A 23,045-nucleotide genomic window follows, 5' to 3' on the forward strand; every position below is an offset into this window, starting at 1 on the left:
AATCGGGTCATCGGGAGCGGGTGTTGGACATATTGGGGACCCGTTCCGGGCCGATAACCAGGGACGCGTACCTCTGGCATATGCCCCTGGTATAAGACCGGGTCTGGGACGGCCGATGGTCCGTCTACAACACCGCACTCAGGAACTCCCGAGTACGCTCGTGTTCCGGCTCGGAGAAGATCTTTTCCGCCGAACCGGACTCGATCACCCGGCCCCCGTCGAACATCAGAACCTCGTCCGAGATGTCCCGGGCGAAATTCATTTCGTGCGTCACACACAGCATCGTGATGTCCGTCGAACGGGCGATGTCGCGCAGCAGATCCAGCACCCCGGCCACCAGTTCCGGGTCGAGCGCGGAGGTCACCTCGTCCAGCAGCAGCACCTTGGGCCGCATCGCCAGCGCGCGGGCGATGGCCACCCGCTGCTGCTGCCCGCCCGACAGGCGGGTCGGGTAGTCGTTGCACTTGGCGCCCAGGCCCACCAGCTCCAGCAGCTCCCGGGCGCGCTCCTCGGCCTCGTCCTGGCTCATGCCCAGCACGTTCACCGGGGCCTCGGTCACATTCCGCAGCACCCGCATGTTCGGGAAGAGGTTGAACTGCTGGAAGACCATGCCGATCTTCTTGCGGACCTCGCGGGTGTGCTTCTCGCGCGCCGGGACGAGCTTGCCGCCCTTCTCCTGGTGGGTCAGCAGGTCGCCGTCGACCGCGATCGTGCCCTGGTCCGGCTTGATCAGCGTCATCAGCAGCCGCAGGATCGTGGTCTTGCCCGAGCCGGACGGGCCGATCAGCGTCACGTGCTTGCCGGCGGACACCGAGAAGCACAGGTCGTCCAGGACCGTGGTGCCGCCGAAGCGCTTGGTGACCTTGTCGAAGCGGATGAGTTCGTTCTCGGTGCGGATGTCAGTGGGCAAGACGACGCTCCAGGGCTCGCAGCAGGAAGGATGCCGGGCAGGCGATGAGGATGAAGGCGATGCCGACCATGGTGTAGGGCTCGATGTACTGGAAGGAGGACGCTCCCTCGGAGCGCGCCTCCTGCAGCATGTCGACCACGCCGATGAGCGCGAGCAGCGGAGAGTCCTTGAGCATCGCGATGACGTAGTTGCCCAGGGCGGGCACGACGCGGCGGACCGCCTGCGGCAGGATCACCGCCAGCCAGGTGCGGCGGCGGGTCAGGCTCAGCGCGGTGGCCGCCTCCCACTGCCCCTGCGGCACGGCGTCGATTCCGGCCCGGTACACCTCGGCGGTGTACGTCGAGTAGTGCAGGCCGAGCGCGACCACCCCGGTGGTGAGCGCGGAGAAGGTGATGTCCCACTCCGGCAGCACGTAGTAGAAGAAGAACAGCTGCACCAGCAGCGGGGTGTTGCGGATGAACTCGACCACCGCGGTCACCGGCCAGCGCACCAGGCGGGTCGGCGAGCGGAAGGCCATCGCCCACACCAGGCCCAGCGCGAAGGAGAGCGCCGAGCCGAGCGCGGTCGCCTCCAGCGTGATCAGCAGCCCGTCCAGCAGATGGGGAAGGAAGTCACGGGCGACATCCCAGTGCCAGTTCACTGCGCACCTCCGGGGAAGGCCATGTTCGAGGCCTGGGCGGTCTCCTGGGCGGCCGGGAGTTTGCGGGTCACTCCGGGCGTGCGCCGCGGCGGCTCCTGCCCGACGGCCGCCTTCGCCCGGCGCTCCAGCAGCCGCATCAGCCGGGTGAGGACGAAGGCCAGCACGAAGTACAGGCCGAGCACGATCGCGTAGATCTCCAGGCTCTCGCCCGTCGCCAGCCGGGACAGCTGGGCGGCGAAGGTGATGTCCGCGACGCTCACCGCCGAGACCAGCGCGGTGCCCTTCAGCAGCTCGATCAGCAGATTGTTGAACGGCGGGATCATCTCGGGCACGGCCTGCGGCAGGATGACCCGCCGCATGCGCTGCGCGGGGGTGAAGCTCAGGGCGATGGCCGCCTCACGCTGCCCCGGGGCGACCGCCGCGATCGCGCCGCGCACGATCTCCGATCCGTACGCGCCGTAGGTCAGCCCCAGGGCCAGCACCGCCGCCCACATCGGGAGGAGCTGCATCTCGAATCCCAGCGGCATCACGTAGAAGAGCCAGAACATCAGCACCAGCGCCGAAGTGCCGCGGAAGATCTCCACATAGCAGCCGGTGAGGAAACGGACGATCCACAGCCGCGAGGTCCGCGCGATGCCGATCGCGAAGGCCACCACGGTCGCGAAGACCGCGCTGTAAAGGGTCAGCTGGATGGTGATCCAGATACCCGGAAGAAGCCAGTGTTGCCACAGTCCGGCGGTCATCGCCCGCACAACTCCTCGGCGGTCAGATCGGTCATCTCTGCCTCGGTGAAACCGAAAGGCCGCACGATGCGCAGCAGCTCGCCGCTCTTCTTCATCTTGTGCAGCTCGACGTTGAACGCGTCGCGCAGATTCGTGTCCTCGCGCCGGAAGGCGAAACCGCCGGCGCCGATATCCGGCTTTCCGTCCAGCATGGGCTGGAAGGGTTCGGTCGCCTCCGCCTTCCGGCTGCCGGTCTGCTTGACGACGTTGTGCACCGTCACGGTCGTGCCGGCGAACACGTCGACCCGGCCCTGCTCCACCGCGAGCAGCCCGGCCAGCTGGTCGGGCAGGACCGCGATGTCGTCTTCCTTGATCCCGGCGTTCACCGCGTAGCCGATCTCGGCATAGGCCGTGCCGCTGGCCATCTTGGCCCCACTGGCGAGGATGTCCTCGTAGCGGTGGAGCTTCTTGGGATTCCCCTTGGCCACGATGAAGGCGTCGAGCATCTTGTAGTCCGGATCGGAGAAGATCACCTGCTGGCAGCGCTCCCGGTTGATGTACATCCCGGCTGACACCACGTCGAACTGCTGCGCCCGCAGCCCGGGAATCAGGGAGGCGAATTCGGTCGGCACGGGCTGCACGTGGTCCACGCCCAGTCGCTTGAAGATGACCTTGGCGATCTCCGGCGCCTCGCCGGTGAACTCTCCGTCCTTGTCGATGTACCCGAAGGGAATCTCACCCGCGATTCCCAGCCGGACCGTGCCCTGCGACCGCAGCCGCTCCAGCAGGTTTCCCCCGTCCTTGGCATCTGCGCTGGAAACCCGGCTGCAACCGGCCGCGCCCAGCACCCCCAACGCCGCGCCGCTCGCCAGCAGCGACCGGCGGCGCATCATGATTCCGCTGTCTTTACCTCGTGGTGGAGCCATGGGCGCGCGGCTACCCGACTTCCCGGAAGATATGCAGATCCTTTTCAGCCCCGGACTTCGCTGTCGACCGGGCGGCCCCGGGTAGAAGGTGATGAAACGACGGAAACAACCGACCCGGGGAACGAGCCGGGAAACGGCCCGGAACGGCCCCGGAACGGGAGGTATGCGATGGAATCCGCAAGCGGCCGGACGCAGGCCCGGCGCCATGTCGAGATCTCGCTCGACAAGCGCGACGTGAGCTGCACCGCGGTGCTGCTGGAGGACCGCGCGCCGATCACCTGCGAGGCGGTGTGGCAGGCGCTGCCGCTGAGCGGGGACGTCTACCACGCGAAATACGCCCGGAACGAGATCTACACACTGCTGCCGCCGTTCGCCCCGCAGGAGCCGCCGCTGGAGAATCCCACCGTCACCCCGATCCCCGGCGACCTGTGCTATTTCACCTTCTCCGACACCCAGTTGGGCACCGCCTCGCACGGCTACGCGTCACACGCCGAGCACCGGAGCAGGCGGCAGACCATCGACCTCGCGCTCTTCTACGAGCGGAACAACCTGCTGATCAACGGCGACACCGGCTGGGTGCCGGGCATCGTCTGGGGAGCGGTCGTCGAGGGCCTGGACCGGATGGCCGCCGCCTGCCAGGACCTATGGCGCGCCGGCGCCCTCGGCGAAACCATGAGCTTTCGCCGCGCCTGAGCCCCCACCTCCCGCTTTGTCCTCAATCGCCGGACGGGCTGGATTTTCCAGCCCCTCCGGCGATTGAGGAGCGGGGTCCGGGGCAGAGCCCCGGGGTCAAGGCATCGGCAGCGGCACCGCGTCCGCGACCCCCGCCTCGTACAACGCGTGCGCCACCCGCAAGACCACCCCATCCGCATGCCGCGCCCCCACCAGCTGCACCCCGATCGGCAGCCCCGTGCCGTCCACCCCGCACGGCACGGTCGCCGCCGGCTGCTGGGTCAGGTTGAACGGATAGGTGAACGGCGTCCACCCCGTCCACCGGGCGAGCCCGGACCCCGCCGGCACCTCGGCCCCGGCCTCGAAAGCGGTGATCGGCAGGGTGGGGGTGACCAACAGGTCGTACGTCGCGTGGAGGCGCCCCATCGCCCGGCCGAGCGCCACCCGGACGTCCACGGCCGCAAGGTAGTCCAGTGCGCTGAACGCCGCGCCCCGCGCGCAGATCTCCCGCAGCCCCGGGTCCAGCAGCTCCCGGTCCCGCGGCGCCAGCGGCTGCACCAGCCGTGCCGCCCCGCTGAACCACAGCACGTGGAACGCCTCCACCGGGTCCTCGATCCCGGCGTCGACCTCCTCCACGCGGGCTCCCAGACCGGCCAGCAGCTCCACCGCCGCCCGCACCGCCGACGCCACCTCGGGCCGCACCGTGGCGGACCGGACCGGCGCCGGGCTGAACGCGACGCGCAGTCCGGCCACGCCCGCACCACCCGCCGCCACCGCCGACCGGAAGCCCCCCGCCACCGGCGGCAGCTGCGACCAGTCGCGCCAGTCCGGACCGGTGATCACATCCATCAGCAGGGCGGCGTCCGCCGCGTCCCGCGTCATCGGCCCCACATGGGCGAGCGTCCCGAACGGGCTGGCCGGATAGTGCGGCACCCGCCCGTAGGTGGGCTTCAGCCCGAAGATCCCGCAGAACGACGCGGGGATGCGGACCGAGCCACCGCCGTCCGTGCCAAGACTCAGCGGACCGGCGCCCAGCGCCACCGCCGCCGCGCTGCCCCCGCTGGAGCCGCCCGCGGTGCGCCGCGGATCGTGGGGATTGCCGGTCACCCCGGTCAGCGGGCAGTCCGTGACACCCTTCCAGCCGAACTCCGGAGTGGTCGTCTTCGCCACGAACACCGCGCCGCTCTCCCGCAGCCGGGCCACCGACGGCGCGTCCTCGTCCCAGGCCGCGCCCTGGGCCCGCACCGTGCGGGAGCCGCGCAGCGTCGGCGCGCCGCGCGTCAGCAGCACGTCCTTCACCGTGACCGGAACCCCGTCCAGCGGCCCGGCGGGCTCGCCGCGCCGCCACCGCGCCGCGGACCGCTCCGCCTGGCCTACGGCCTCCTCGGCCATCACCCGGGTGAAGGCGTTGACCGCCGGCCGGGTGCGTTCGATGGTCGCGATCCGGTCCAGTACGGCGCGGGTCGCCTCCACGGGGGAGAGCGCGCCGGAGGCGTAGTGGTCCAGGAGCTGTGTCGCCGTCAGGTCCGCGGGGTCGGTCACGGGGCCTCCCATCGGTGTCCATGCGTGTTCGGCGGGCAAACCGCCCGCAGAGGTCAGTCCACGGGCACGTACCCGAGCCGTTTGTCGACCACGTTGAACAGCGGTTCGCCCGCCGCCCAGCGGTCGTAGTTGTCCTGGAACTGCGCGGCCAGCTCGTCCCGCCAGCCGACCGTGTCGCCGCTCATGTGCGGGGAGATCAGCAGGCCGGGCACGTCCCACAGCGGGTCGCTCGCGGCCAGCGGCTCGGACGGGAAGACGTCCAGCGCCGCTCCGGCCAGCCGCCGCCCCACCAGGGCCGCCACCAGGTCGCCCTGGACCACCAGCGGGCCGCGCCCGACATTGACGAACCGGGCGGACGGCTTCATCAGGGCGAACGTCTCCCGGTCGAACATGCCCCGGGTCCGCTCGGTCAGCGGCGCCGCGCACACCACCCAGTCGGCGTCCGGCAGCAGTCCGGGCAGCCGGTCCGCGCCGTGCACCCCGGGGCGCTCGGTCCGCCCCACCAGTTCGGTGCGGACGCGAAGGGCGGACAGCGCGGTGCCGATCGCCTGGCCGATGGGGCCGGCGCCGACGATCACCGCGCGGGTGCCGGCCAGCCGGAGTGTCTCCCGGTGCCGCCAGCGGCGCTGCCGCTGGAGCTCCCAAGTGCCGGGGAAATCCTTGGCCATGGCCAGCACCAGCCCGGTCACATACTCCGCGATCGGTTGTTCGAATACGCCTCGGGCGTTGGTCACCACCGTCTCCGAGGCGGCCAGCTCCGGGCACATCAGCCGGTCGACCCCGGCGCTGGCGGTGTGCACCCAGCGCGGCCGGGGTCCACCGCCGGGCCACGCGGCGCGTACCGCGTCGGAGGTGAAGTCCCAGACCAGCAGGGCATCGGCGGCGGGCAGCAGCTCGGGCAGCGACTGCTCGTCGCAGACCAGCACCCGGGCCCGGCCGGCGAGCCGGTCGAGCCGGGCGGGCGGATCGTCCCCGAAGACGACGACGGTGCTCATCGACGTGGGCGCCATCGGCATGGGCGTCATCGACATGGGCGGTAAACCGTTTCGACGAGTGCCGGAGATGTGAGGATTGACCACGCTAGGCACCGGAAACTACCGTCGTCAACAACGGCATCTGTCCCGACGTCCCGGCGCTCGAACCGGCTTAAGTCTCAGGTCATTCGTTCAGCCCTCCGTCGTATTGGGGCCCGACATGGACGTCTCGTTTCTCGGTGGTCCGCAGCCGCAGCGCGGGGTGGGCGTGGTCGCGCCCTTCGACTTCGCCCTCGACCGCGAGTTGTGGCGCTGGGTGCCCGACGACGTCTCGCTCCATCTGACCCGTACGCCCTTCGTGCCGGTCGAGGTGAGTCTCGATCTGGCCCGGCTGGTCAGCGAGCACGAGACGTTGCGCGACGCCGTGCGGGCGCTGAGCGCGGTCGCCCCGGAGGTGGTGGCGTACGCCTGCACCTCGGGCAGCTTCGTCGGCGGGCCGGCCGGGGAGCGCGCGATATGCGCGGCGATGGGCCAGGCGGGTGAGGTGCCCGCGCTGACCACCTCGGGCGCGCTGCTTCAGGCCCTGGACGAGATCGGCGCCGGGCGGATAGCCGTGGTCACGCCGTACACCAGGTCGGTGACCGACGCGTTGGAGGAGTACCTCGGCGAGGCGGGGGTCGAGGTCACCGGCCGCGCCTACCTCGGGCTGACCCGGCACATCTGGAAGGTGCCCTACCGCGATGTGGTCGACATGGCCCGGCAGGCGGTGGTCGGGGCCGCCGACGCGCTCTTCATCAGCTGCACCAACCTGCCGACGTACGACGTGATCCCGCAGTTGGAGGCGGAGCTGCGGATGCCGGTGCTCTCCGCCAACCAGGTGACCGTCTGGTCCGCGCTGCGGGTGATCGGCGCCTGTGCCGTCGGCCCGTACCAGGCGCTGCTCGACCTGGCCGCGCGATCCGGCCCGGCGGGCATGGCGGCCGCGGCCCCGGACCGCCCCGCGGCGCCCGGCCCGGTCGCGGGTCCGCTGGCCGGCGCCGGGCTGGGCGCGGACCCCGATCCGGTCGCCGGGCCCGGACCGGTCCTGGATCCGGTGGCCGGCCCCGGGCTGGGCGCCGGCCTCGGCCCGGTCGTCGGCCCCGACGCGGCGCTCGGTCCGGTCGTCGGCCACGAAGCGGCGCTCGGCCCCGAGGCGGCGCTCGCGGGGCCGCCGGCCCCGGCCGAACCGGAGCCGGGGGAGGGCTGGGACGGCCACGACGCGGGCGCGCCGCCGCCCGTGTGAACCCCGTATGCGACCGAGAGCGAGGCCATGGATGACGGAACCGAACACCGGGCCGACGTGGGCGGAAGGGGAGACGGCCGGTTGCCTCGGCGGGGACGCCGTCGGGTTCCTCTACCCGGGCCACTCCGCCGAGGACGACTACCCGCGGCTGGAGGCGCTGCTGGGCGGCAGGGTCCGGCTGCCGCTGGTGCACACCGACATCGGCGAGGACGCCCACCGGGTCGACGCCCTGCTGGAGATGGGCTCGGCCGCGCGGCTGGCAGCCGGGGTCGCGGAGCTGACCTCCGGCGGCGTGGGCGCCGTGGTGTGGGCCTGCACCAGCGCCAGCTTCGTCTTCGGCTGGGAGGGAGCGCACGCCCAGGTCAGGGAGGTGGCCGCGACGGCCGGACTGCCCGCCTCCAGCACCTCCTTCGCCTTCGTCCACGCGCTGCGCGCCCTCGGCCTGACCCGGGTGGCCGTCGCCGCGACCTACCCCGAGGACGTCGCCGGGCACTTCACCGCCTTTCTGAAGGCGGCGGGCGCGGAGGTCGTCGCCACCCGCGGCAGCGGCGTCATCACCGCGGCGGAGGTCGGCACCTGGGGCCGCGAGGAGGTGCTGCGGCTGGCCCGCGGCGGCGACCACCCCGCGGCCCAGGCGGTGCTGCTGCCGGACACCGCCCTGCACACCGCCGCCTGGCTCGGTGATCTCGAAGCGGCACTCGGCAAACCCGTCCTGACGGCCAACCAGGTCACGGTCTGGGAGGGGCTGCGCCTGCTGGACCGGCTGGATCTCCCGCCCGCCCGCTCCGACCTGGGTGTCCTCTTCCGCTGATCCGCCGCGCGCCGGGAATAACCGGAGAAACTCTCCGGTTGGGCCGGTGAGACGCGAAAGGCATGCGGGTACCGGGGCGTACGCGCGAGGACGCAGGGAGGCGGGCCACCGTGGCCGACCAGCAGGACGACACCATCCGGGCCAATCCCACCGGCAGCGCACCCGTGCCGCTGTCGGTGCTGGACCTGGCCGTGGTCGGCGCCGGGCTGACCGCCACCCAGGCGCTGCGGACCACCACCGAGCTGGCCAAGCTCGCCGAGCGGCGCGGATTCCACCGGTTCTGGGTCGCCGAGCACCACTCGATGCCCGGTGTCGCCAGCTCCTCGCCCGCCGTGATCCTCGCCCACCTCGCCGCGCACACCGACCGGATCCGGCTCGGCTCCGGCGGGGTGATGCTGCCCAACCACGCGCCGCTGGTGATCGCGGAGCAGTTCGGCACCCTGCAGGCCCTGGCGCCCGGCCGGGTGGACCTGGGCCTGGGCCGGGCGCCCGGCACGGACGGCGCGACCGCTGCCGCGCTGCGCCGCACCCAGACGCTGAACGAAGGCGCGGACGACTTTCCCGAGCAGCTCGCGGAGCTCACCCGGTTCCTGGACGACGACTTCCCCGACGGCCACCCCTACGCCCGGATCCACGCCGTGCCCGGCCCGGTCCAGGGCAAGGTGCCCGGCGGCGTGCAGTCCGCCGACCGCCCGTCGGTGTGGCTGCTCGGCTCCAGCGGCTTCAGCGCCCGGCTCGCGGGCCTGCTCGGGCTGCCGTTCTCCTTCGCCCACCACTTCTCCGCCGCGAACACCGTCCCCGCCCTCGATCTCTACCGGCAGAGCTTCCGGCCGTCGGCGGTGCTCGACCGGCCGTACGCCTCCATCGGCGTCTCCGCGTTCGCCGCCGAGGACGAGCGGGAGGCCCACCGCCAGGTGCTCACCGGGGCGCTGTCCATGCTCCGGCTGCGCACCGGCAGGCCCGGCCTGATACCGACCCCGGAGGAGGCCGAGCGGTACGACTTCAGCACCGTCGAGCGGGACTTCGTCGACAGCTGGCTGGCGAACGTCGAGTACGGCACCCCGGACGCGGTCCGTGACGGACTGAACGACCTGGTCAAGCGCACCGGCGTGGACGAGCTGAAGATCACCACGACCGGCCACGGCCGTGCGGCGCGGCTGCGCTCCTACGAGCTGATCGCCGACGCGTACGACTTCCCCGCGGGCGGCTAGGGGGCGTCCGGCAGCGGTCGGGAACCGTCGGCCGCAGCGGTCACGAACCGCCGACCGCTGCCGCGCGGCCGCGGCTACCAGTCCTCCGCCCCGGAGCCCACCAAGCCCGCCTCGTACGCCAGCACGACCGCCTGGGTGCGGTTGTTCGCGCCGAGCTTGGTCAGCACGTTGCCGACGTGCGTCTTCACCGTCTCCAGGCTGACCCGCAGCCGGGTGGCGGTCTGCTGGTTGGACAGGCCCTTCGCCATCAGCCGCAGGACCTCGGTCTCGCGGCCGGTGAGCCCGGCCGCACCACCGGTGGCGGCGTCGCGCGGCACGGGCCGGCCGGCGGCAAGCCGGCGGACGGCGTCCGGGAAGAGCACGGAGTCACCGGAGGCCACCAGGCGGATGGCGTGGGCGATCTGCTGGGACGGGGCCCGCTTGCGGATGAACCCGCTGGCGCCTGCCCGCAGGGCGTCATAGACGTGTTCGTCGTTCTCGAAGGTGGTGATCACGATGACCTTCGGCGGATCGGGCAGCGCGGACCGGAGCCGCCGGGTCGCCTCGATGCCGTCCATCCGCGGCATCCGCACGTCCATCAGGACGACGTCCGGGCGCAGCCGCTGGACCAGGGGGAGCACGTCGGCGCCGTCGGCGGCCTCGCCGACCACGTCCAGGTCGGGCTTGGCCGACAGCAGGGCGCGCAGCCCGGTACGGGTGAGCTCCTCGTCGTCCGCGATGAGGACGGTGACGACGGGCTCGGCGGCCGGGGCCGGCCGGCCGGGATCGGCGGCCGCTATCCGGCCGGGATCGGCGACCGGGGTCGTCCGGCTCGGGTCGGCGGCCGGGGCTGTCCCGCTGGAGGAGCTCATGGCGCCGACCGTAGCGGTATCCGTGCCGACAGCCGCCAGCACCTGCGGCCCTGGTCGTCGGCGGGCCCCGCGGACACCTCGCCGCGCAGCAGCCGTACCCGCTCGCATATCCCGGTCAGCCCGTGACCGCCCTCCCGGCCGGGCCGGAAGGTCACGGTGGCCTCGATCGGATTGAGGAGTTCCACCTCCAGCCAGCCGTCCGCCACGACGACCCGCAGGCTGATCCCGGCCTTCCCGCTGTGCCGCAGGGCGTTGGTCAGGCCCTCCTGGACGATCCGGTACGCCTCCCGCGACACGGTGGCCGGTACCCGCGCGAGGTCTCCGATGGTCTCGACGCTCAGCTCGGCACCGGCCTGCCGGACTCGCTCCACCAGGGGGCCGAGGTGGTCGAGGGTGTGCTGCGGTGTGGTGGGCGACCGGCCTTCCCGCAGCACGCCGAGCACATGGTCCAGGTCGTCCATGGCGGCGCGGGACGTCTCCTCGATGCTGTTGAGCGCGCGCCGGGCCGCCTCCGGATCGCTGTCCATCAACTCCCCCGCGACGGCGGCCTGGATGGTGGCTGCCGTCAGGGTGTGCCCGATGGAGTCGTGCAACTCCTGGGCCAGCCGGTTGCGCTGGGCCAGCCGATCCCGCTGCTCCTCCGCGGCGGCGAGCCGCTCGGCGGTACGGAGGCCGAGCAGGGAAGGGGCGAGCAGCCGCATCGCCGCCGCGCCGCCGAGGGTGGCGTACCCCGCGAGCAGCAGGCATCCGGCGGAGACGACAGCCGCCCACAGGCCCTGCCACCCGTGCTCCACCCGCAGGTCGCCCCCGAAACTCGCCACCGGGCCACCGCCGCTCAGCCAGACCGAGGGGAACACCACGGCCGCGAAGACCGAGAGGAGAGTCACCGCGGTCACCGCCGCGCCGACCGCCGCGTGGGCGGCCAGGTACGCCGATGTCCGGAGCCGGTCCGTCCAGGGGGAGACCGGGGTTTCCGGCGGGGCGGAAAGACCGGTCTCCAGCAGCCGGTTGGCCAGCCGTACGGATGCCTGACGCGCCGCGCGCGGGGCGCCCATGGCCACCAGAACCGCGCACACGGCGACCCCGAAGCCCACCGCACGCAGCGCCGCCGGCCACTTCGGCGGCGCCGCGACGACCGCGAGAACCAGGGGCGGCAGGCTCAGGGCCGCGCCGAGAAACGCGTATATCCCACCCCGGTACGCGGTTCTGCCGGACAGCGGCCGAATCAGCGGCCGGATCAATGTGCTCACGGACCGCACCGTACCTGCGGGTCCGCGCGGCGCACCTCCCCCGAAGGAGCCAGAGGGGATGCCGCATACGGGGGAGGCGATTTCCCCCGGGACAGCGATGTGCGGGCCCGTCCTCGCCTGCGAACGTCATGGCCACGGAAGTGACCCGATTCGCCGTTCCGGAAGGCCAGCGTGAACTCCAGCGTGAACTCCAAAATCCTGGAATCCCGACCCGCTTCGCACCCCGCGTCGCGCTCTGAAAACCGCCGCACATCCCTTGCCGTGAGAATCGGTGCGGCCGCATGGCTGGTCGGCTCCGTCCAGTTCCTCGTCGTCCAACTGGTCGTCCAGTCCGGCTGGCGAACGCCCTACAGCTGGGCCGAGAACAACATCAGCGACCTGGGCAACGTCCACTGCCAGACCTGGGACACCTCCCGCCCCCGCTATGTGTGCTCGCCTCTGCACGACGCCATGAACACCTCCTTCGTCGTCCATGGGGTACTGCTCCTCGCCGGCACCCTGCTGACCGCGACATGCTGGGGCCGTGGACGGATATCCGTGAGTGCCCGGATTCTCTTCGCCATCAATTCCGGCGGCTGGGTCGTGGTGGGTCTGGTCCCCGCGGATGTCAACGAGGACCTTCATGTCATGGGCGCGCTTCTCATCATGGGACTGGGGAATTTCGGGCTCATCTGGGCCGGATTCACTCCGCGGGCTTCGCTCTTCGGCGCGATGCGCGCGCTGACCCTCTGCACGGCGGCCACCGCGGTGGCCGCCGCGTGGATGTTCTTCGGCCGGCACGATCCGGGCATCGGGCTGGGCGGCTTGGAACGGATCGCGGCCTTCGCCCCCGGCGCGTGGGCGCTCGTCATGGGGCTCGCCATACTCCGCGCGCTCCGGCCCGGCATGCCTTACTCTGCCCGATAGCAGCCGCGCCCCGCGTGTCACCGCATCTCGGCGGTCACCCCCGGGCGTTGCGCGGCGCTCTCATCTCCCGGCCATCCACCGGGTTTCCTTGTGGGGGTAACAGCACTGTGCGCACGCGCAGCATCTCGACCGCGACAGCGCTCGCGGTCCTCTTCAGCTCGGCGGCGCTGACCGTCGCCGCGGCCGGATCCGCCTCGGCCGCTTCCACCGCCGTCGCCTCACCCGGCGGCATCGTCGCGGACGGCGCCCTGCAGCGGGTCTTCGTCGGCGACCGAACGGCCGGGAAGATCCTGGCCGCCGACTACTCCGGCGACCTCGTCGACTCGGTGAGCGGCATCAGCGGGGTCTCCGGCCTGGCCCTCTCCGACGACGGCGCCACCCTGTACGCGGCCGCCGAGGGCAGCCACGAGATCGTGGCCCTCGACGCGGCCACGCTCGACGTCAAGGCCCGCTACGCCGTCGCCACCGATGAGGGGCCGCGCCACATCGCCTTCGCCGGCGGCAAGGTGTGGTTCTCCTACGGCGACCAGTGGGACGGTGACCTGGGCTCCATCGACCCGGCGGGCGGCGCCGAGGCGGTGACGCTCAAGCAGTTCCCGGAGGGGCACTCGGGCATCTGGGACCCGGCGCTCCTCGACACCGCCCCCTCCGCGCCCGGTCTGCTGGCCGTCGGTGAGACCGGCCTGTCCACGGACTCGATGGCCGTTCTCGACGTCACCGGCCCCACACCGCGGTTCCTCGCCTGGCACGGCGGCGACTACTCGCTGAACGACGGGATCGGGGACATCGACCTCGTCCCCGGCGCCCCCCAGGTGCTGGTCAACGGTACGGACCGGGACGCGTACGCGGACGGGAAGTTCACCGCCGCCGGCGCCTACCCCTCCGGGCAGCGCGCCGACATCGCGCCGAACGGACTCGTCGCCCAGGCAGGAGGCGGCAAGGTGGCGGTCTACCGGCCCGGCGCCGCCCGGCCGCTCCGCACCTACGACACCGGTGCGTCCGGCACGGCCGCCGCGCTGACCTGGGCACCGGACTCCTCACGGGTCTTCGCGCTCGTGGGGGCCGACGGCGGATACACCCTCAAGGCGCTCACCGGCCCGACGCTGAACGTCCCGAGCCTGACGGTGAACGCCCCGCAGACCGCCCAGCGCGGCAGGCCGCTCACCGTGACCGGGAAGCTCTCGGCGACGGTCCCGCTGCCGAGCGGCGTCTCGTTGCGGGTCACCCGTACCGACCTGGAGAGCCCCGGCGGCAAGGCGCTGGCCGATGCCGTGGTGCAGGCGGACGGCTCGTACTCCTTCACCGACACCCCGCCGGCCGGCGGCAACGTCACGTACCAGGTCTCCTACGCGGGCGACGCCGAGCACGCGGCGGTCAGCGCGTCCGGCAAGGTCACGGTCTCCCGTACGGCGCCGGCACTGACCCTGAACAACAACGGCAAGGTCTACGACTACGGCGCCGATGTCTCCTTCACCGCGCACCTCGGCTCTACGTACAAGAACCGCACGGTCGAGATCTGGGCGAACCCCTACGGCGGCGACAAGCCCGACAAGCTGCTGAAGACCGGGACGGTCAACTCCCGTGGCGACATCTCCGCGACGGTGGACATGCGGCGGGACACCGTCGTCACCGCGGTCTTCAAGGGGGACTCCCGCACCGCGCCCAAGACGGTGAAGTCCACGGCACGCGCCCGGGTCCGTATCTCCACCGCCGTCTCCCGGCACTACCGGACGGCCAGGATCGGCTCCACGACCTACTACTGGTTCCACAAGAGCACCGACCCGGTGCTCACCACGACCATGACCTATCACCAGGGCCGTGAGCAGCGCTTCGACGTGCAGGTCCACGCGGGCGGCGCCTGGCGTTCGACCGGCTCGCAGTACTTCCCGCTCGGCGCGGACGGGAAGTCGGCCATCCGGCTGGAGGCGCCGGGGCAGTCCGGCGTCAAGGCGCGGATCCGCTCGGTGTACGTCGACGGGTCCTCCGGCGACAACGTGAACACGACGACGTACGGCGGCTGGAAGTACCTGTACTTCTCCAACTGAGCGACGTCCGGCGTCCGGCAGCGACAGGCAACCGTCGACCGCCGCGGTCGGCAGCCACCGACCGCGGCGGTCATGGACCGCCGGCCGCAGTGGTCAGGAGCCACCCACCGCCGCCGCACAGCCGCCGATCATCGCCGAGATGTACTGCGCGGGCACCGGCCGGGAGTAGAACCACCCCTGGCCGGTGTCGCAGCCGATCCGGGCCAGCCGCTCCGCCTGCTCGGGGCTCTCCACGCCCTCCGCGGTGACCGTCAGGCCGAGCCGGTGCGCCAGGTCCACCAGTGCCTCGACGATCGTCTGGTCGGCCGGGTTGGGCTGCTCCTCCGCCCGGAAGCCCCGCACGAACGAGCCGTCCAGCTTGAGCGTGGAGACCGGCAGCCGGCTGAGGTAGGCCAGGTTGGAGTAGCCGGTGCCGAAGTCGTCGATGGCGATGGCCACCCCCATGTCGCTGAGCTGCTGCAACGCCTCCAGCGGCCGGCCGGCCGAGCCCATCACCGCCGACTCGGTGAGCTCCAGCTGGAGCAGTCGCGGCGGCAGGCCGGTGCGGGCGAGGATCGCGGCGACATCGGCCACCAGGTCCGAGTCCCACACCTGCCGGACCGCCACGTTGACGCTCACCACCAGCGGCGTCCGGGGGTGTTCCAGCTGCCAGCGGCGACCCTGGCGGCAGGCGGTCTCCAGCACCCAGCGGCCCAGCGGCACGATGGCGCCGTTCTCCTCGGCCAGCGGGATGAACCGGTTCGGTGACAACCTGCCGAAACGCGGATGCTGCCAGCGCACCAGCGCCTCCACGCCCCGGACGACGCCGTCGACCAGCCCGACCAGCGGCTGGTAGTCGAGGACGAACTCCTCCCGCTCGACCGCCGGGCGCAGCGTGCTGGACAGCGCCTGACGGGTCATGCGGTGCGCGTTGCGCTCGGGGTCGAACAGCGTCCAGCGCGCCCTGCCGTCCGCCTTGGCCCAGTACAGCGTGGTGTCGGCGGCCTGCATCAGCCAGGTGGCGTGGGTCTCGGCGGCGGGCCGCTCCACCACCCCGATGCTCGCGGAGACCGAGAGCCGCTGGCCGCCCACCTCGAACGGCTGCTGGAGCGAGAGGAGGACGCACCGGGCCAGCTCGCACAGCTGCTCGGTGCCCCGGGAGTTCTCCACCAGCAGCGCGAACTCGTCGCCGCCCAGTCGCGCCACCAGATGGCCGCCGGGGGTGGCGCACTCGGTCAGCCGCTGGGCGACCGCGACCAGCAGCCGGTCGCCGACCCGGTGGCCGAGGGTGTCGTTGACCGCCTTGAAGCCGTCCAGGTCGAGGTAGCACAGTCCGATGCGTCCGGTGGAGCCCTCCGGGGCGCGGGCCGCCTCCTCCAGCGCGGCGGCCAGCCGCTCGAAGAACAGGCCGCGGTTGGGCAGCAGGGTCACCGGGTCGTGCATCTGCAGATGCCGCAGCCGGGCGTGCAGCTCCCGCTGCTCGCTGATGTCCACCGCGGTCAGCAGCACACTGCCGCAGCCGGGCACCGGCTCGATGCCGATCTCCGCCCACCGGGGCTCGCCGTCGGCCGGTTTCAGACAGCGGGTGCAGCGCAGCCCGGGCCGGTCGCCCCGCAGCACCTCGCGGTACTGCTCCCACAGCTCCGGATCACCGCGCAGATCGGTGAGGTCGGCGACGCTGCGCGCGGTGAGCAGCGCCGGATCGGTGCCCAGCAGGGCGCCGAGCGCCGCGTTGGCGTCGAGGACCAGGCCGTCGTGCCCGACGACGGCCATGGCCAGGCCGGCGGCGTGGAACGCCGCGCGATAGTCGCCGGGGGTCGCCCCACCACCTGCGGTACGGGTCTCGGGATGACGCCCCGGATACGTCGGCGGCGTGGTGCGGGGCGTGCGACCCTGGCCGTCAGGGGATCCGCTCACCGTTCGCTCCCGCGTGGTGTTCGTGTCGTACAGGTCCTCTGCATATCTCACACCGGGCTTCGGGCGGACGGTGAAGTGCCACCCGAGGAGGGAATTCCCGCTGGAAATGCGGCGATCATAGAGGCATTTACTCCAGGCGTTCCAGCAACGAATCCGGGGCCCTTGGGGTCGCGATCATATGTCTGGCCATTTCTGCTCAGCTCTGCACGGACTCATTGTGTCGATGACCGACTGTGACCGTCAGTTACGTACCCGGAAGCCGGCCATTTCACTCGACCGGCTCAGCGGAACAGGGCGCGCCACCCCATTTCAGCCCACGGTGGTGAGGGTGACCCGAACCTGTCCGGGAGGTCGTTGTGGTGCGTCGGCAGGTACCCGTGCGAGTCGACCGGCCGTCCAGGCTGCGGCGTGCCGGGGCCCAGCTCACCTCGCTCACGGCGATGATCGCGACCACCGTGATTACCGGGCCCGCCGAGGCCATCGGCGCGGGCGGCCCGTGCGCCCTGCCCCGGGCCGAGGTCCACCACTCCGAGGGGCTGGACACCTGGAACGGCGGCTACCCCCGGCCCACGCGGTCGCTCAACGCCCTGATGGTCTTCCTGTCCTTCCCGGACTCCAAGCCCTACACCAGCCCCTCCGAGCTGGTCGCGGACCACTTCCCGGCCACCTCGGACTTCTTCCGCCGCGCCTCCTACGGCCAGTTCGACCTGCGCGTCCACCCCGTCGAGCGGTGGATCCCCATGCCGCACGACTCCACCTCGTACGCCATACGGCGCGACTGGGACGCGAGCCGCCGCACCGCCTACCTCCGCGACGCCGTCGCCGCCGCGGACCCCAGCGTCGACTTCGCCCGCTACGACGTCGTCTATCTGGTCGCCGACCCCGACGCCCCCGGAATCGACGCCGACGCGACCAAGGTCGTCAACTTCGACGAGCCGCTGCGGGCCGATGACGCAGAGCTGCGCCGCCTGGTCACGGTCTTCGAGAACCACCCGCCCGACCAGCACGTTCTCGCCCATGAGACCGGGCACGTCTTCGATCTGCCGGACCTCTACCACCGGCCCACGGACGGCAGCGGTGACTGGGACACCCGGGTCGGCGACTGGGACCTGATGGGCAGCCAGTTCGGCATGGCTCCGGACCCCCTCGGCTGGCACAAGTGGAAGCTCGGCTGGCTCGGCGAACGCCAGGTCGGGTGTGTCAGCGAGCCCGGCACCACCCTGCACACCGTCGAGCCCGTCGGCGCGCCCCTGACCCCCGGGGTGCCCGGCACCGACACCCGCACCCGCCTGGTCGTGGTCCGCACCGGCCCCCACCGGGCGCTGGCCATCGAGGCACGCGGCCGTTACGGCAACGACGCCGGGCTGTGCGCCGAGGGAGTGCTGGTCTACCGGGTGCGCAGCGACGTCGCCTCCGGTGACGGCCCGGTGGAGGTGCTCGACGCCCACCCGCACAGCGAGGGCTGCCCGGACGAGTCGGTCTACCCCAAGCTCGCGGACGCCCCGCTCGGCGCCGGCGAGAGCCTGACCATCGAACCGGACGGGGCGCGGGTCCAGGTGCGCGGCCGCACCACGGGCGGATCCTGGACCGTCCAGGTCACCCGCGAGGGTTAGGGGCCGGAGGTCATCACCAGGGCAGTGCCGGGCGAAGCGCGTACCCGCGATTACGCCGGGCGCGTGGCCCCGGCCCGGGCGGGCCGGCCGACCTCGCTTACGCCCCGCGCATCGGCCCGCATCGGTCGAATGGCCCGCACCGCTCCATCAGCCCGAACGAATTCCATATGGTCGAACGCGCATTCCTCAACTTGGCGGGTTTCGGCTGGCCTGAAACCATCAGCATGGCTGATTCGCTGAGGGCGTGCTGGAGCGGTCAAGAGGATTTGGGAATAATCGTATGCGAGATGGAAGGCAGGGGTACTGACGTCTTCCCGGGGGAGAACCGCCGGACCGAATCCGGTCGGAAGCACTGACCGATGAGCCGGTTCGGAAAGTCGGTGTGCGGCGAACCAGAGCGACGTCCGGGGGGCAGATGTGGTCAGGGTTCTCATTGCCGAGGACATGCGGATGTTGCGCCAGGCGCTGGTCGCCCTGCTGGAGCTCGAACCGGATATCGACGTCGTCGCCGAGGTCGCCAATGGCTCGGACATCCTGCCGCGCGCCCGCGAACTTCGGCCGGATGTCGCCGTCCTCGACATCGACCTGCCGGGCATGGACGGCCTGACCGCGGCCGCCGCCCTGCACACCGCGGTGCCCGAATGCCGCACCATGATGCTGACCAGCCTGGGGAGGCCCGGGAATCTGCGCCGGGCGCTGGCCGCCCGGGTCTCCGGCTTCCTGCTCAAGGACAGCAGTCCGGACACGCTCAGCGACGCGATCCGGGCGGTGGCCAAGGGAGAGCGGGTGATGGACCCGCAACTGGTGCTGGCGGCCCTGGACGACGAGCCGCAGCCGCTGACCCCGCGCGAGCGGGAGGTGCTGCTGCTCGCCTCGGAAGGAGAGGGAGCGACGCAGATCGCCGCCCGGCTCTACCTCTCGGCGGGCACCGTGCGGAACTACCTGACCTCCGTGGTGACGAAGCTCAACGCACGCAACCGGGTGGACGCCATCCGGATCGCCCGCGAGGCCGGCTGGCTCTGACGCCGCACCGCCGCGTCAGGCGGTGACCGCCGAAGCCGGGGCAGGCAGCGGACGTCGAAATCGGTCAGGCGGTGACCGCCGGGCCGAGCTCGTCCTCCGCGCCCCGGTCGCCGCCGTCCCCGTCCGCCTCCTCGGTCAGCTCCAACTCCGCGGAGAGCTCGAACCAGCCGTCCGCCGGGCGCACCCCGGCCCGCACCCGCCCGCCGAGCTTGCCCACCCGCACGCCGAGATTGCCCAGCCCGCTGCCGCCGTCCGCGCCACCCTGGACGTCCGTGCCCAGGATCGCGGAGTGCTTGCCCACCCCGTCATTGGCCAGCACCAGCCGCACGGTGCCGCCGGTGCGCAGCCCCTCGATGGTGCAGTGCTCCGCCTTGCTGTGCCGCAGCACATTGGTCAGCCCCTCCCGCAGGACGGTGGCCAGCACGGTGTCCACCAGCCCCGGCAGCTCCCCGCACTCCAGCCGGGTCGTGGTACGGACGCCGACGGCGGCCAGCATCGACTGCGCGGTGCCCACCTCGGCCGACAGCGACATCCGGCGGTAGCCGCGGGCCACCGACCGCACGTCCGCCAGCGCCTGCCGGGAGGTCTCCAGGATCTCGGTCAGCTCCTGCTGAGCCCGGGAGTCCTGCCGGGGCACCAACCGGTGGACCAGTTCACACTTGAGGGTGATGGTGGAGAGGCTGTAACCGAGCAGATCATGGACATCGCGGGCGAATCGCAAACGCTCCTGGGCGATGGCCAGCCGGGCCAGCTCGGCGCGTGAGCGGTAGACCTCCGAGACCAGCCCGGTGAGCCGCGAGAGCCCGAAGACCACCAGGCCGGTGAGGGCGGTGGAGACCGTGGTGTACGCGACCTCGCCCCAGCCGAAGCCGACATGGAAGAGCAGCGCGTCGGTGCAGACCAGTACCGAGCCGAATGCCAGCCAGGACAGCGGCGTCCGCAGGACCAGCAGCGTCGAGCCCGCGAGGAAGCCCGGCATGCCCAGCCAGGCGTGCTTGAAGACGACGAACGGCAGGAAGGTCAGCACCGCCTGGAGGGCCAGCGTCCAGTGCCGGGCGCGGCTCACCCGTGGTGCGAGTCCCGGGAAGGAGTGGGCCAGTTGGAGGGCGAGCAGCACGGTGAGCGAGGGCACCAGGGCGAGAGCCAGCAGCGCCGCGTCGAGCGCCCCCGGGGAATGGTGCGCGTCGGCCACATAGACGATCGCGACACTGAAGTAACCGAGGAGCACAGCCACGGTGATGACCACGGCGATACGCGGTGCGAGGTCGTTCCGATGCCTCTCCGCGTCGCGCCCGGCCTCGTCGGGCAAGGGCATGCCCTGCACTGATCCTCCGGATACTCGGGCCGTATGAGGTAGCTTGCCCGAGAGTATCCGAATCTCTACCGGCCCGGAGCGGGATTCGACCGATGCCCGCCTTCACAGGAAGAGCGGAAGCGGATTGAGGTCCTCATAGCGTGTGGGGGTGGCAAGTCGCCGCAGACTCACCGGAGTTTCGAAGAGACGGCCCGGCGCGAAGCGGGCCCAGTGCGGGCGCAGTCCCGGGACGAAGACCTTCACCACCGGCAGCCCGACATCGGGCCGCGTCTGGTCCAGCACCAGCATCTCCATACCCTGCCGACGCACCAACTCCACCACCGCCGCCACCCGTTCGACCGGATCGCTGCCGGCCGGCAGCCCGAAGCGTGCCCCGCCGGGTGCCGCCTCGGCCGCCGGATCAGCGGTCAGATAGGGCTGGTTGGCGACGGTCGCGGTAGTGAACCAGCGCAGCGCCTCCGGATCCATGCCCTCGTATTCCATGCCGTCGTATCCCGCGCCCTGCGCCCCCCGCCCGCCCGGGCCGGTGACGCGGATTTCGGCCAGTGGCGGCAGCATCTGGTTGAGCTCGGTGAGCGCGCGGCGCAGCGCGGTACGCCGGTCGAAATGCGCACCGAAACCCAGCGTGATGTCCTCGGAGGGCCGGTCGACGCGGCGGGAGAGGGCGGCGACGACCGGGATGCCGAAGTCCGTGGTGAGGTCCAGCGCCCACACCTCCCGGCCCAACTCGGCGTGCACACACCGCAGCCGGTCGATCCAGGCCCGATCGCCCCCGTCGCCGGGCTCGCCGCCGTCACCGGATTCGCGGCCGTCGCCGGGCTCGCCGTCGAGCGACAGGCCGGGCTGCCGGGTGCGGTTGTACCACCACAGGGCGACCGCGTCCCGCTCCACCAGCTCCAGAAACCCGCGCAGCACGGCGTCGGCCGTGGCGCGCCCCGCGGCGGCCCCATGGGAGGTGGCCAGGCAGTAGCGGCGGCCCGGCGGCTGCGGCACGTCGTAGTAGAGCAGGGCCGTCGGCATCAGCCGATGCCGCTCCCCGGTGAGCGACCAGACCGGGGTCCAGTCGATCTCGGCGTCCTCGTCGAAGGGGTCGCACACCCGGTGCTGAGCCGAGTGTCGCGCGTTCCAGTGGTCCCGCTCCTCGAACTGCCGGGCCGCGTACAGCTGCACCTCGTCCGGGTGTACGGCCGCGTCGGGCCCGAGGTCGCGGTAGCGGGCGCGCTGCCGCGGCTCGTCCCCCTGGTGGTATCCGCTGTGGTGCTCCAGCGCCTCGTACAGGGCGCTGGCCCGGGCCTGCTCGGCGGTGACGCCCTTGCCGTGCGCGGCGGCGCGCAGCCCGGCCCGTACCCCGTCCAGGCCCGGCGGGCCGGGGGCCGGGCGGTAGCGGGCGTGGAAGCAGTTGAGGAACTCCGGGCCGCGCGGATCCCGTCGGATTTCGGCCACCAGACCCGTCACCCGGCTCACCAGGTGCGCGTAGTCATCCGGGGCCGGGGCCGGGGCCGGGGCCGGGGCCGGGGTCGGGGCCGGGGACGCGACTGGAGATGCGACTGGAGATGCGGGCGGGGCCGGTGCCAGGGACAGCGGCGCGCGCACCCGCTCGGCAACGAGACCGGGGTCACCGCACCGCGCGCACTGCGGACGGCGGCGCACCGGATGCCGCTCGCCGGCCGGGTCCAGCGGGTCCAGCGTCCACAGCTCACCCTGCGCCGGGTGCCGGTGCCCGGCCAGCCAGCCGGCCGCTTGCACCGCGGCGAGGTGCAGGGCGGCGGCGCGGCTCGCGGGCAGCGCGGCGGTGGGCCGCGGCAGCGGCCCGGAGCGGCCCAGCCGGCGGACGAGATGGGCCTCGGCCCGGCGCCCGCGCCGCAGCCGTTCGGCCAGACAGGACCAGCACGGCCCGTCCGGCGCGCCCAGGAAGGGGCCGATCCAGAGCTCGGTGCCGACCGGTTTGACGGGCAGCCAGCGCCGTCCCGCCGCCCGGTGCGCGGCGTCCAACGCGCCCAGTCCCGGGTCGAGGTAGTCATCGCAGGCCACCAGCGTGAGGGGGGCCGCTGCCGGCTCACCGGCGGCGCGCACCCCGGCGGCCAGCAGGGCGTGCCGCACCTCGGCCGGGTCGGTGGAACCCAGGGCGACAAAGGCGGCGGCGTCCGGTGCGGGGCCCGGCCCCAACCCCGCCAGCGACCAGTACGCGTCCCCGGCGCCCGGCGGGCCGTCGGCCTCGTGCACCAGGCCGGCCGCCCGCAGTTGTTCGACGATCCGGCCGCACTCCCGGGCGGACACGGCCGGGGCCGCGTCGGCCAGAATCCGCTCCAGATCCCTGGAGCCGTCCAGGAGCGGCGCCAGAGCGGCGATCGAGCGGCCGTGCAGCGCGGTGACGCCTCGCTCCGACACCAGGTAGACGGCCTCGCCCGGCACCGCCTCGACCCTCACATGCGGCGCGAAGCGCAGCGTCCCCATGC

Annotated in this window: 19 protein-coding genes; 8 read left to right on the plus strand and 11 right to left on the minus strand. The window is 72.3% G+C overall.

Annotated elements, in window-relative coordinates; all coding sequences use genetic code 11:
- Window positions 1–124: 124 nt before the first annotated feature.
- From ehuA to ehuB, 4 genes are read right to left on the minus strand one after another with little or no spacing between them, the layout of a single operon-like run.
- Window positions 125–910 carry an ectoine/hydroxyectoine ABC transporter ATP-binding protein EhuA gene (gene ehuA / locus AC4BDD_RS19330; protein WP_490686705.1) on the minus strand — a complete coding sequence of 262 codons (786 nt, stop codon included), beginning with the start codon at window positions 908–910 and terminating at the stop codon, window positions 125–127.
- Window positions 900–1,550 (minus strand): ectoine/hydroxyectoine ABC transporter permease subunit EhuD, encoded by a 651-nt coding sequence (ehuD, locus tag AC4BDD_RS19335; RefSeq protein WP_490686706.1) that lies wholly within the window; start codon window positions 1,548–1,550, stop codon window positions 900–902. Before ehuD ends, ehuA begins: the two co-directional genes overlap by 11 nt.
- The gene (ehuC, locus tag AC4BDD_RS19340; RefSeq protein ID WP_490686707.1) at window positions 1,547–2,293 is read right to left on the minus strand and encodes an ectoine/hydroxyectoine ABC transporter permease subunit EhuC; all 747 of its coding nucleotides are present in this window, start codon (window positions 2,291–2,293) and stop codon (window positions 1,547–1,549) included. The genes ehuD and ehuC overlap by 4 nt, the downstream gene beginning before the upstream one ends.
- Window positions 2,290–3,198: an ectoine/hydroxyectoine ABC transporter substrate-binding protein EhuB gene (gene ehuB, locus AC4BDD_RS19345; RefSeq protein ID WP_490686708.1), complete on the minus strand. Its 909-nt coding sequence runs from the start codon at window positions 3,196–3,198 to the stop codon at window positions 2,290–2,292. The genes ehuC and ehuB overlap by 4 nt, the downstream gene beginning before the upstream one ends.
- Window positions 3,199–3,366: 168 nt before the next feature.
- On the opposite strand from ehuB, the gene AC4BDD_RS19350 reads away from it, so the two are divergent.
- A complete protein-coding gene (locus tag AC4BDD_RS19350; RefSeq protein WP_490686709.1) occupies window positions 3,367–3,891 on the plus strand; it encodes a DUF3830 family protein in 525 nt (174 codons plus the stop codon).
- Between the two features lie 96 nt (window positions 3,892–3,987).
- Here the strand turns inward: AC4BDD_RS19350 and AC4BDD_RS19355 are convergent, their stop codons facing one another.
- Complete coding sequence (locus AC4BDD_RS19355) at window positions 3,988–5,412, minus strand: amidase (protein WP_490686710.1); 1,425 nt, start codon at window positions 5,410–5,412, stop codon at window positions 3,988–3,990.
- A 53-nt stretch (window positions 5,413–5,465) separates the two neighbouring features.
- Window positions 5,466–6,443 (minus strand): D-2-hydroxyacid dehydrogenase, encoded by a 978-nt coding sequence (locus AC4BDD_RS19360; protein WP_490686711.1) that lies wholly within the window; start codon window positions 6,441–6,443, stop codon window positions 5,466–5,468.
- Between the two features lie 163 nt (window positions 6,444–6,606).
- On the opposite strand from AC4BDD_RS19360, the gene AC4BDD_RS19365 reads away from it, so the two are divergent.
- The 3 genes from AC4BDD_RS19365 to AC4BDD_RS19375 all read left to right on the plus strand — a co-directional run bounded on the left by AC4BDD_RS19365 (window position 6,607) and on the right by AC4BDD_RS19375 (window position 9,690).
- Window positions 6,607–7,668 carry a maleate cis-trans isomerase family protein gene (locus tag AC4BDD_RS19365; RefSeq protein WP_490686712.1) on the plus strand — a complete coding sequence of 354 codons (1,062 nt, stop codon included), beginning with the start codon at window positions 6,607–6,609 and terminating at the stop codon, window positions 7,666–7,668.
- Between the two features lie 31 nt (window positions 7,669–7,699).
- A complete protein-coding gene (locus AC4BDD_RS19370; RefSeq protein WP_490686713.1) occupies window positions 7,700–8,479 on the plus strand; it encodes a maleate cis-trans isomerase family protein in 780 nt (259 codons plus the stop codon).
- Window positions 8,480–8,589: 110 nt separating this feature from the next.
- The gene (locus tag AC4BDD_RS19375; RefSeq protein ID WP_490686714.1) at window positions 8,590–9,690 is read left to right on the plus strand and encodes an LLM class flavin-dependent oxidoreductase; all 1,101 of its coding nucleotides are present in this window, start codon (window positions 8,590–8,592) and stop codon (window positions 9,688–9,690) included.
- Between the two features lie 74 nt (window positions 9,691–9,764).
- On the opposite strand, the gene AC4BDD_RS19380 is transcribed toward AC4BDD_RS19375, so the two are convergent.
- On the minus strand, window positions 9,765–10,541 hold the full coding sequence (locus AC4BDD_RS19380; protein ID WP_490686715.1) for a response regulator transcription factor: 777 nt from the start codon (window positions 10,539–10,541) through the stop codon (window positions 9,765–9,767).
- A complete protein-coding gene (locus AC4BDD_RS19385; RefSeq protein WP_490686716.1) occupies window positions 10,538–11,791 on the minus strand; it encodes a sensor histidine kinase in 1,254 nt (417 codons plus the stop codon). The genes AC4BDD_RS19380 and AC4BDD_RS19385 overlap by 4 nt, the downstream gene beginning before the upstream one ends.
- A gap of 261 nt (window positions 11,792–12,052) precedes the next feature.
- On the opposite strand from AC4BDD_RS19385, the gene AC4BDD_RS19390 reads away from it, so the two are divergent.
- Both AC4BDD_RS19390 and AC4BDD_RS19395 read left to right on the plus strand, forming a co-directional pair.
- The gene (locus tag AC4BDD_RS19390) at window positions 12,053–12,697 is read left to right on the plus strand and encodes a DUF998 domain-containing protein (RefSeq protein WP_490686717.1); all 645 of its coding nucleotides are present in this window, start codon (window positions 12,053–12,055) and stop codon (window positions 12,695–12,697) included.
- A 107-nt stretch (window positions 12,698–12,804) separates the two neighbouring features.
- Complete coding sequence (locus AC4BDD_RS19395; protein WP_490686718.1) at window positions 12,805–14,742, plus strand: Ig-like domain repeat protein; 1,938 nt, start codon at window positions 12,805–12,807, stop codon at window positions 14,740–14,742.
- A gap of 93 nt (window positions 14,743–14,835) precedes the next feature.
- Here AC4BDD_RS19395 and AC4BDD_RS19400 read toward each other — a convergent pair whose 3' ends face one another.
- Window positions 14,836–16,638, minus strand: coding sequence for a putative bifunctional diguanylate cyclase/phosphodiesterase (locus tag AC4BDD_RS19400; RefSeq protein WP_490686719.1), 1,803 nt, complete (start codon window positions 16,636–16,638; stop codon window positions 14,836–14,838).
- Window positions 16,639–17,078: 440 nt separating this feature from the next.
- Between AC4BDD_RS19400 and AC4BDD_RS19405 the strand changes: the two genes are divergently transcribed.
- Entirely contained in the window at window positions 17,079–18,251 is a 1,173-nt protein-coding gene (locus AC4BDD_RS19405; RefSeq protein ID WP_490686720.1) for a M6 family metalloprotease domain-containing protein, read from the plus strand.
- A gap of 417 nt (window positions 18,252–18,668) precedes the next feature.
- Window positions 18,669–19,274, plus strand: a complete 606-nt coding sequence (locus AC4BDD_RS19410; protein ID WP_490686721.1) for a response regulator transcription factor — start codon at window positions 18,669–18,671, stop codon at window positions 19,272–19,274.
- A 64-nt stretch (window positions 19,275–19,338) separates the two neighbouring features.
- Here the strand turns inward: AC4BDD_RS19410 and AC4BDD_RS19415 are convergent, their stop codons facing one another.
- Both AC4BDD_RS19415 and AC4BDD_RS19420 read right to left on the minus strand, forming a co-directional pair.
- Window positions 19,339–20,589: a sensor histidine kinase gene (locus AC4BDD_RS19415; protein ID WP_490686722.1), complete on the minus strand. Its 1,251-nt coding sequence runs from the start codon at window positions 20,587–20,589 to the stop codon at window positions 19,339–19,341.
- 102 nt (window positions 20,590–20,691) lie between these two features.
- On the minus strand, window positions 20,692–23,043 hold the full coding sequence (locus tag AC4BDD_RS19420; protein WP_490686723.1) for a TOMM precursor leader peptide-binding protein: 2,352 nt from the start codon (window positions 23,041–23,043) through the stop codon (window positions 20,692–20,694).
- Between the last annotated feature and the right edge of the window lie 2 nt (window positions 23,044–23,045).

The organism is Streptomyces sp. JLBT605 (assembly GCF_058215555.1).

What these genes read in the sequence shown, in the direction of transcription:
- AC4BDD_RS19360 (WP_490686711.1), bottom strand. Translation starts at nt 6,443, where the DNA reads ATGTCGATGACGCCCATGCCGATGGCGCCCACGTCGATGAGCACCGTC.
- AC4BDD_RS19405 (WP_490686720.1), top strand. Translation starts at nt 17,079, where the DNA reads ATGATCGCGACCACCGTGATTACCGGGCCCGCCGAGGCCATCGGCGCG.
- AC4BDD_RS19370 (WP_490686713.1), top strand. Translation starts at nt 7,700, where the DNA reads ATGACGGAACCGAACACCGGGCCGACGTGGGCGGAAGGGGAGACGGCC.
- ehuB (WP_490686708.1), bottom strand. Translation starts at nt 3,198, where the DNA reads ATGGCTCCACCACGAGGTAAAGACAGCGGAATCATGATGCGCCGCCGG.
- AC4BDD_RS19380 (WP_490686715.1), bottom strand. Translation starts at nt 10,541, where the DNA reads ATGAGCTCCTCCAGCGGGACAGCCCCGGCCGCCGACCCGAGCCGGACG.
- AC4BDD_RS19365 (WP_490686712.1), top strand. Translation starts at nt 6,607, where the DNA reads ATGGACGTCTCGTTTCTCGGTGGTCCGCAGCCGCAGCGCGGGGTGGGC.
- AC4BDD_RS19420 (WP_490686723.1), bottom strand. Translation starts at nt 23,043, where the DNA reads ATGGGGACGCTGCGCTTCGCGCCGCATGTGAGGGTCGAGGCGGTGCCG.
- ehuC (WP_490686707.1), bottom strand. Translation starts at nt 2,293, where the DNA reads ATGACCGCCGGACTGTGGCAACACTGGCTTCTTCCGGGTATCTGGATC.
- AC4BDD_RS19350 (WP_490686709.1), top strand. Translation starts at nt 3,367, where the DNA reads ATGGAATCCGCAAGCGGCCGGACGCAGGCCCGGCGCCATGTCGAGATC.
- AC4BDD_RS19415 (WP_490686722.1), bottom strand. Translation starts at nt 20,589, where the DNA reads ATGCCCTTGCCCGACGAGGCCGGGCGCGACGCGGAGAGGCATCGGAAC.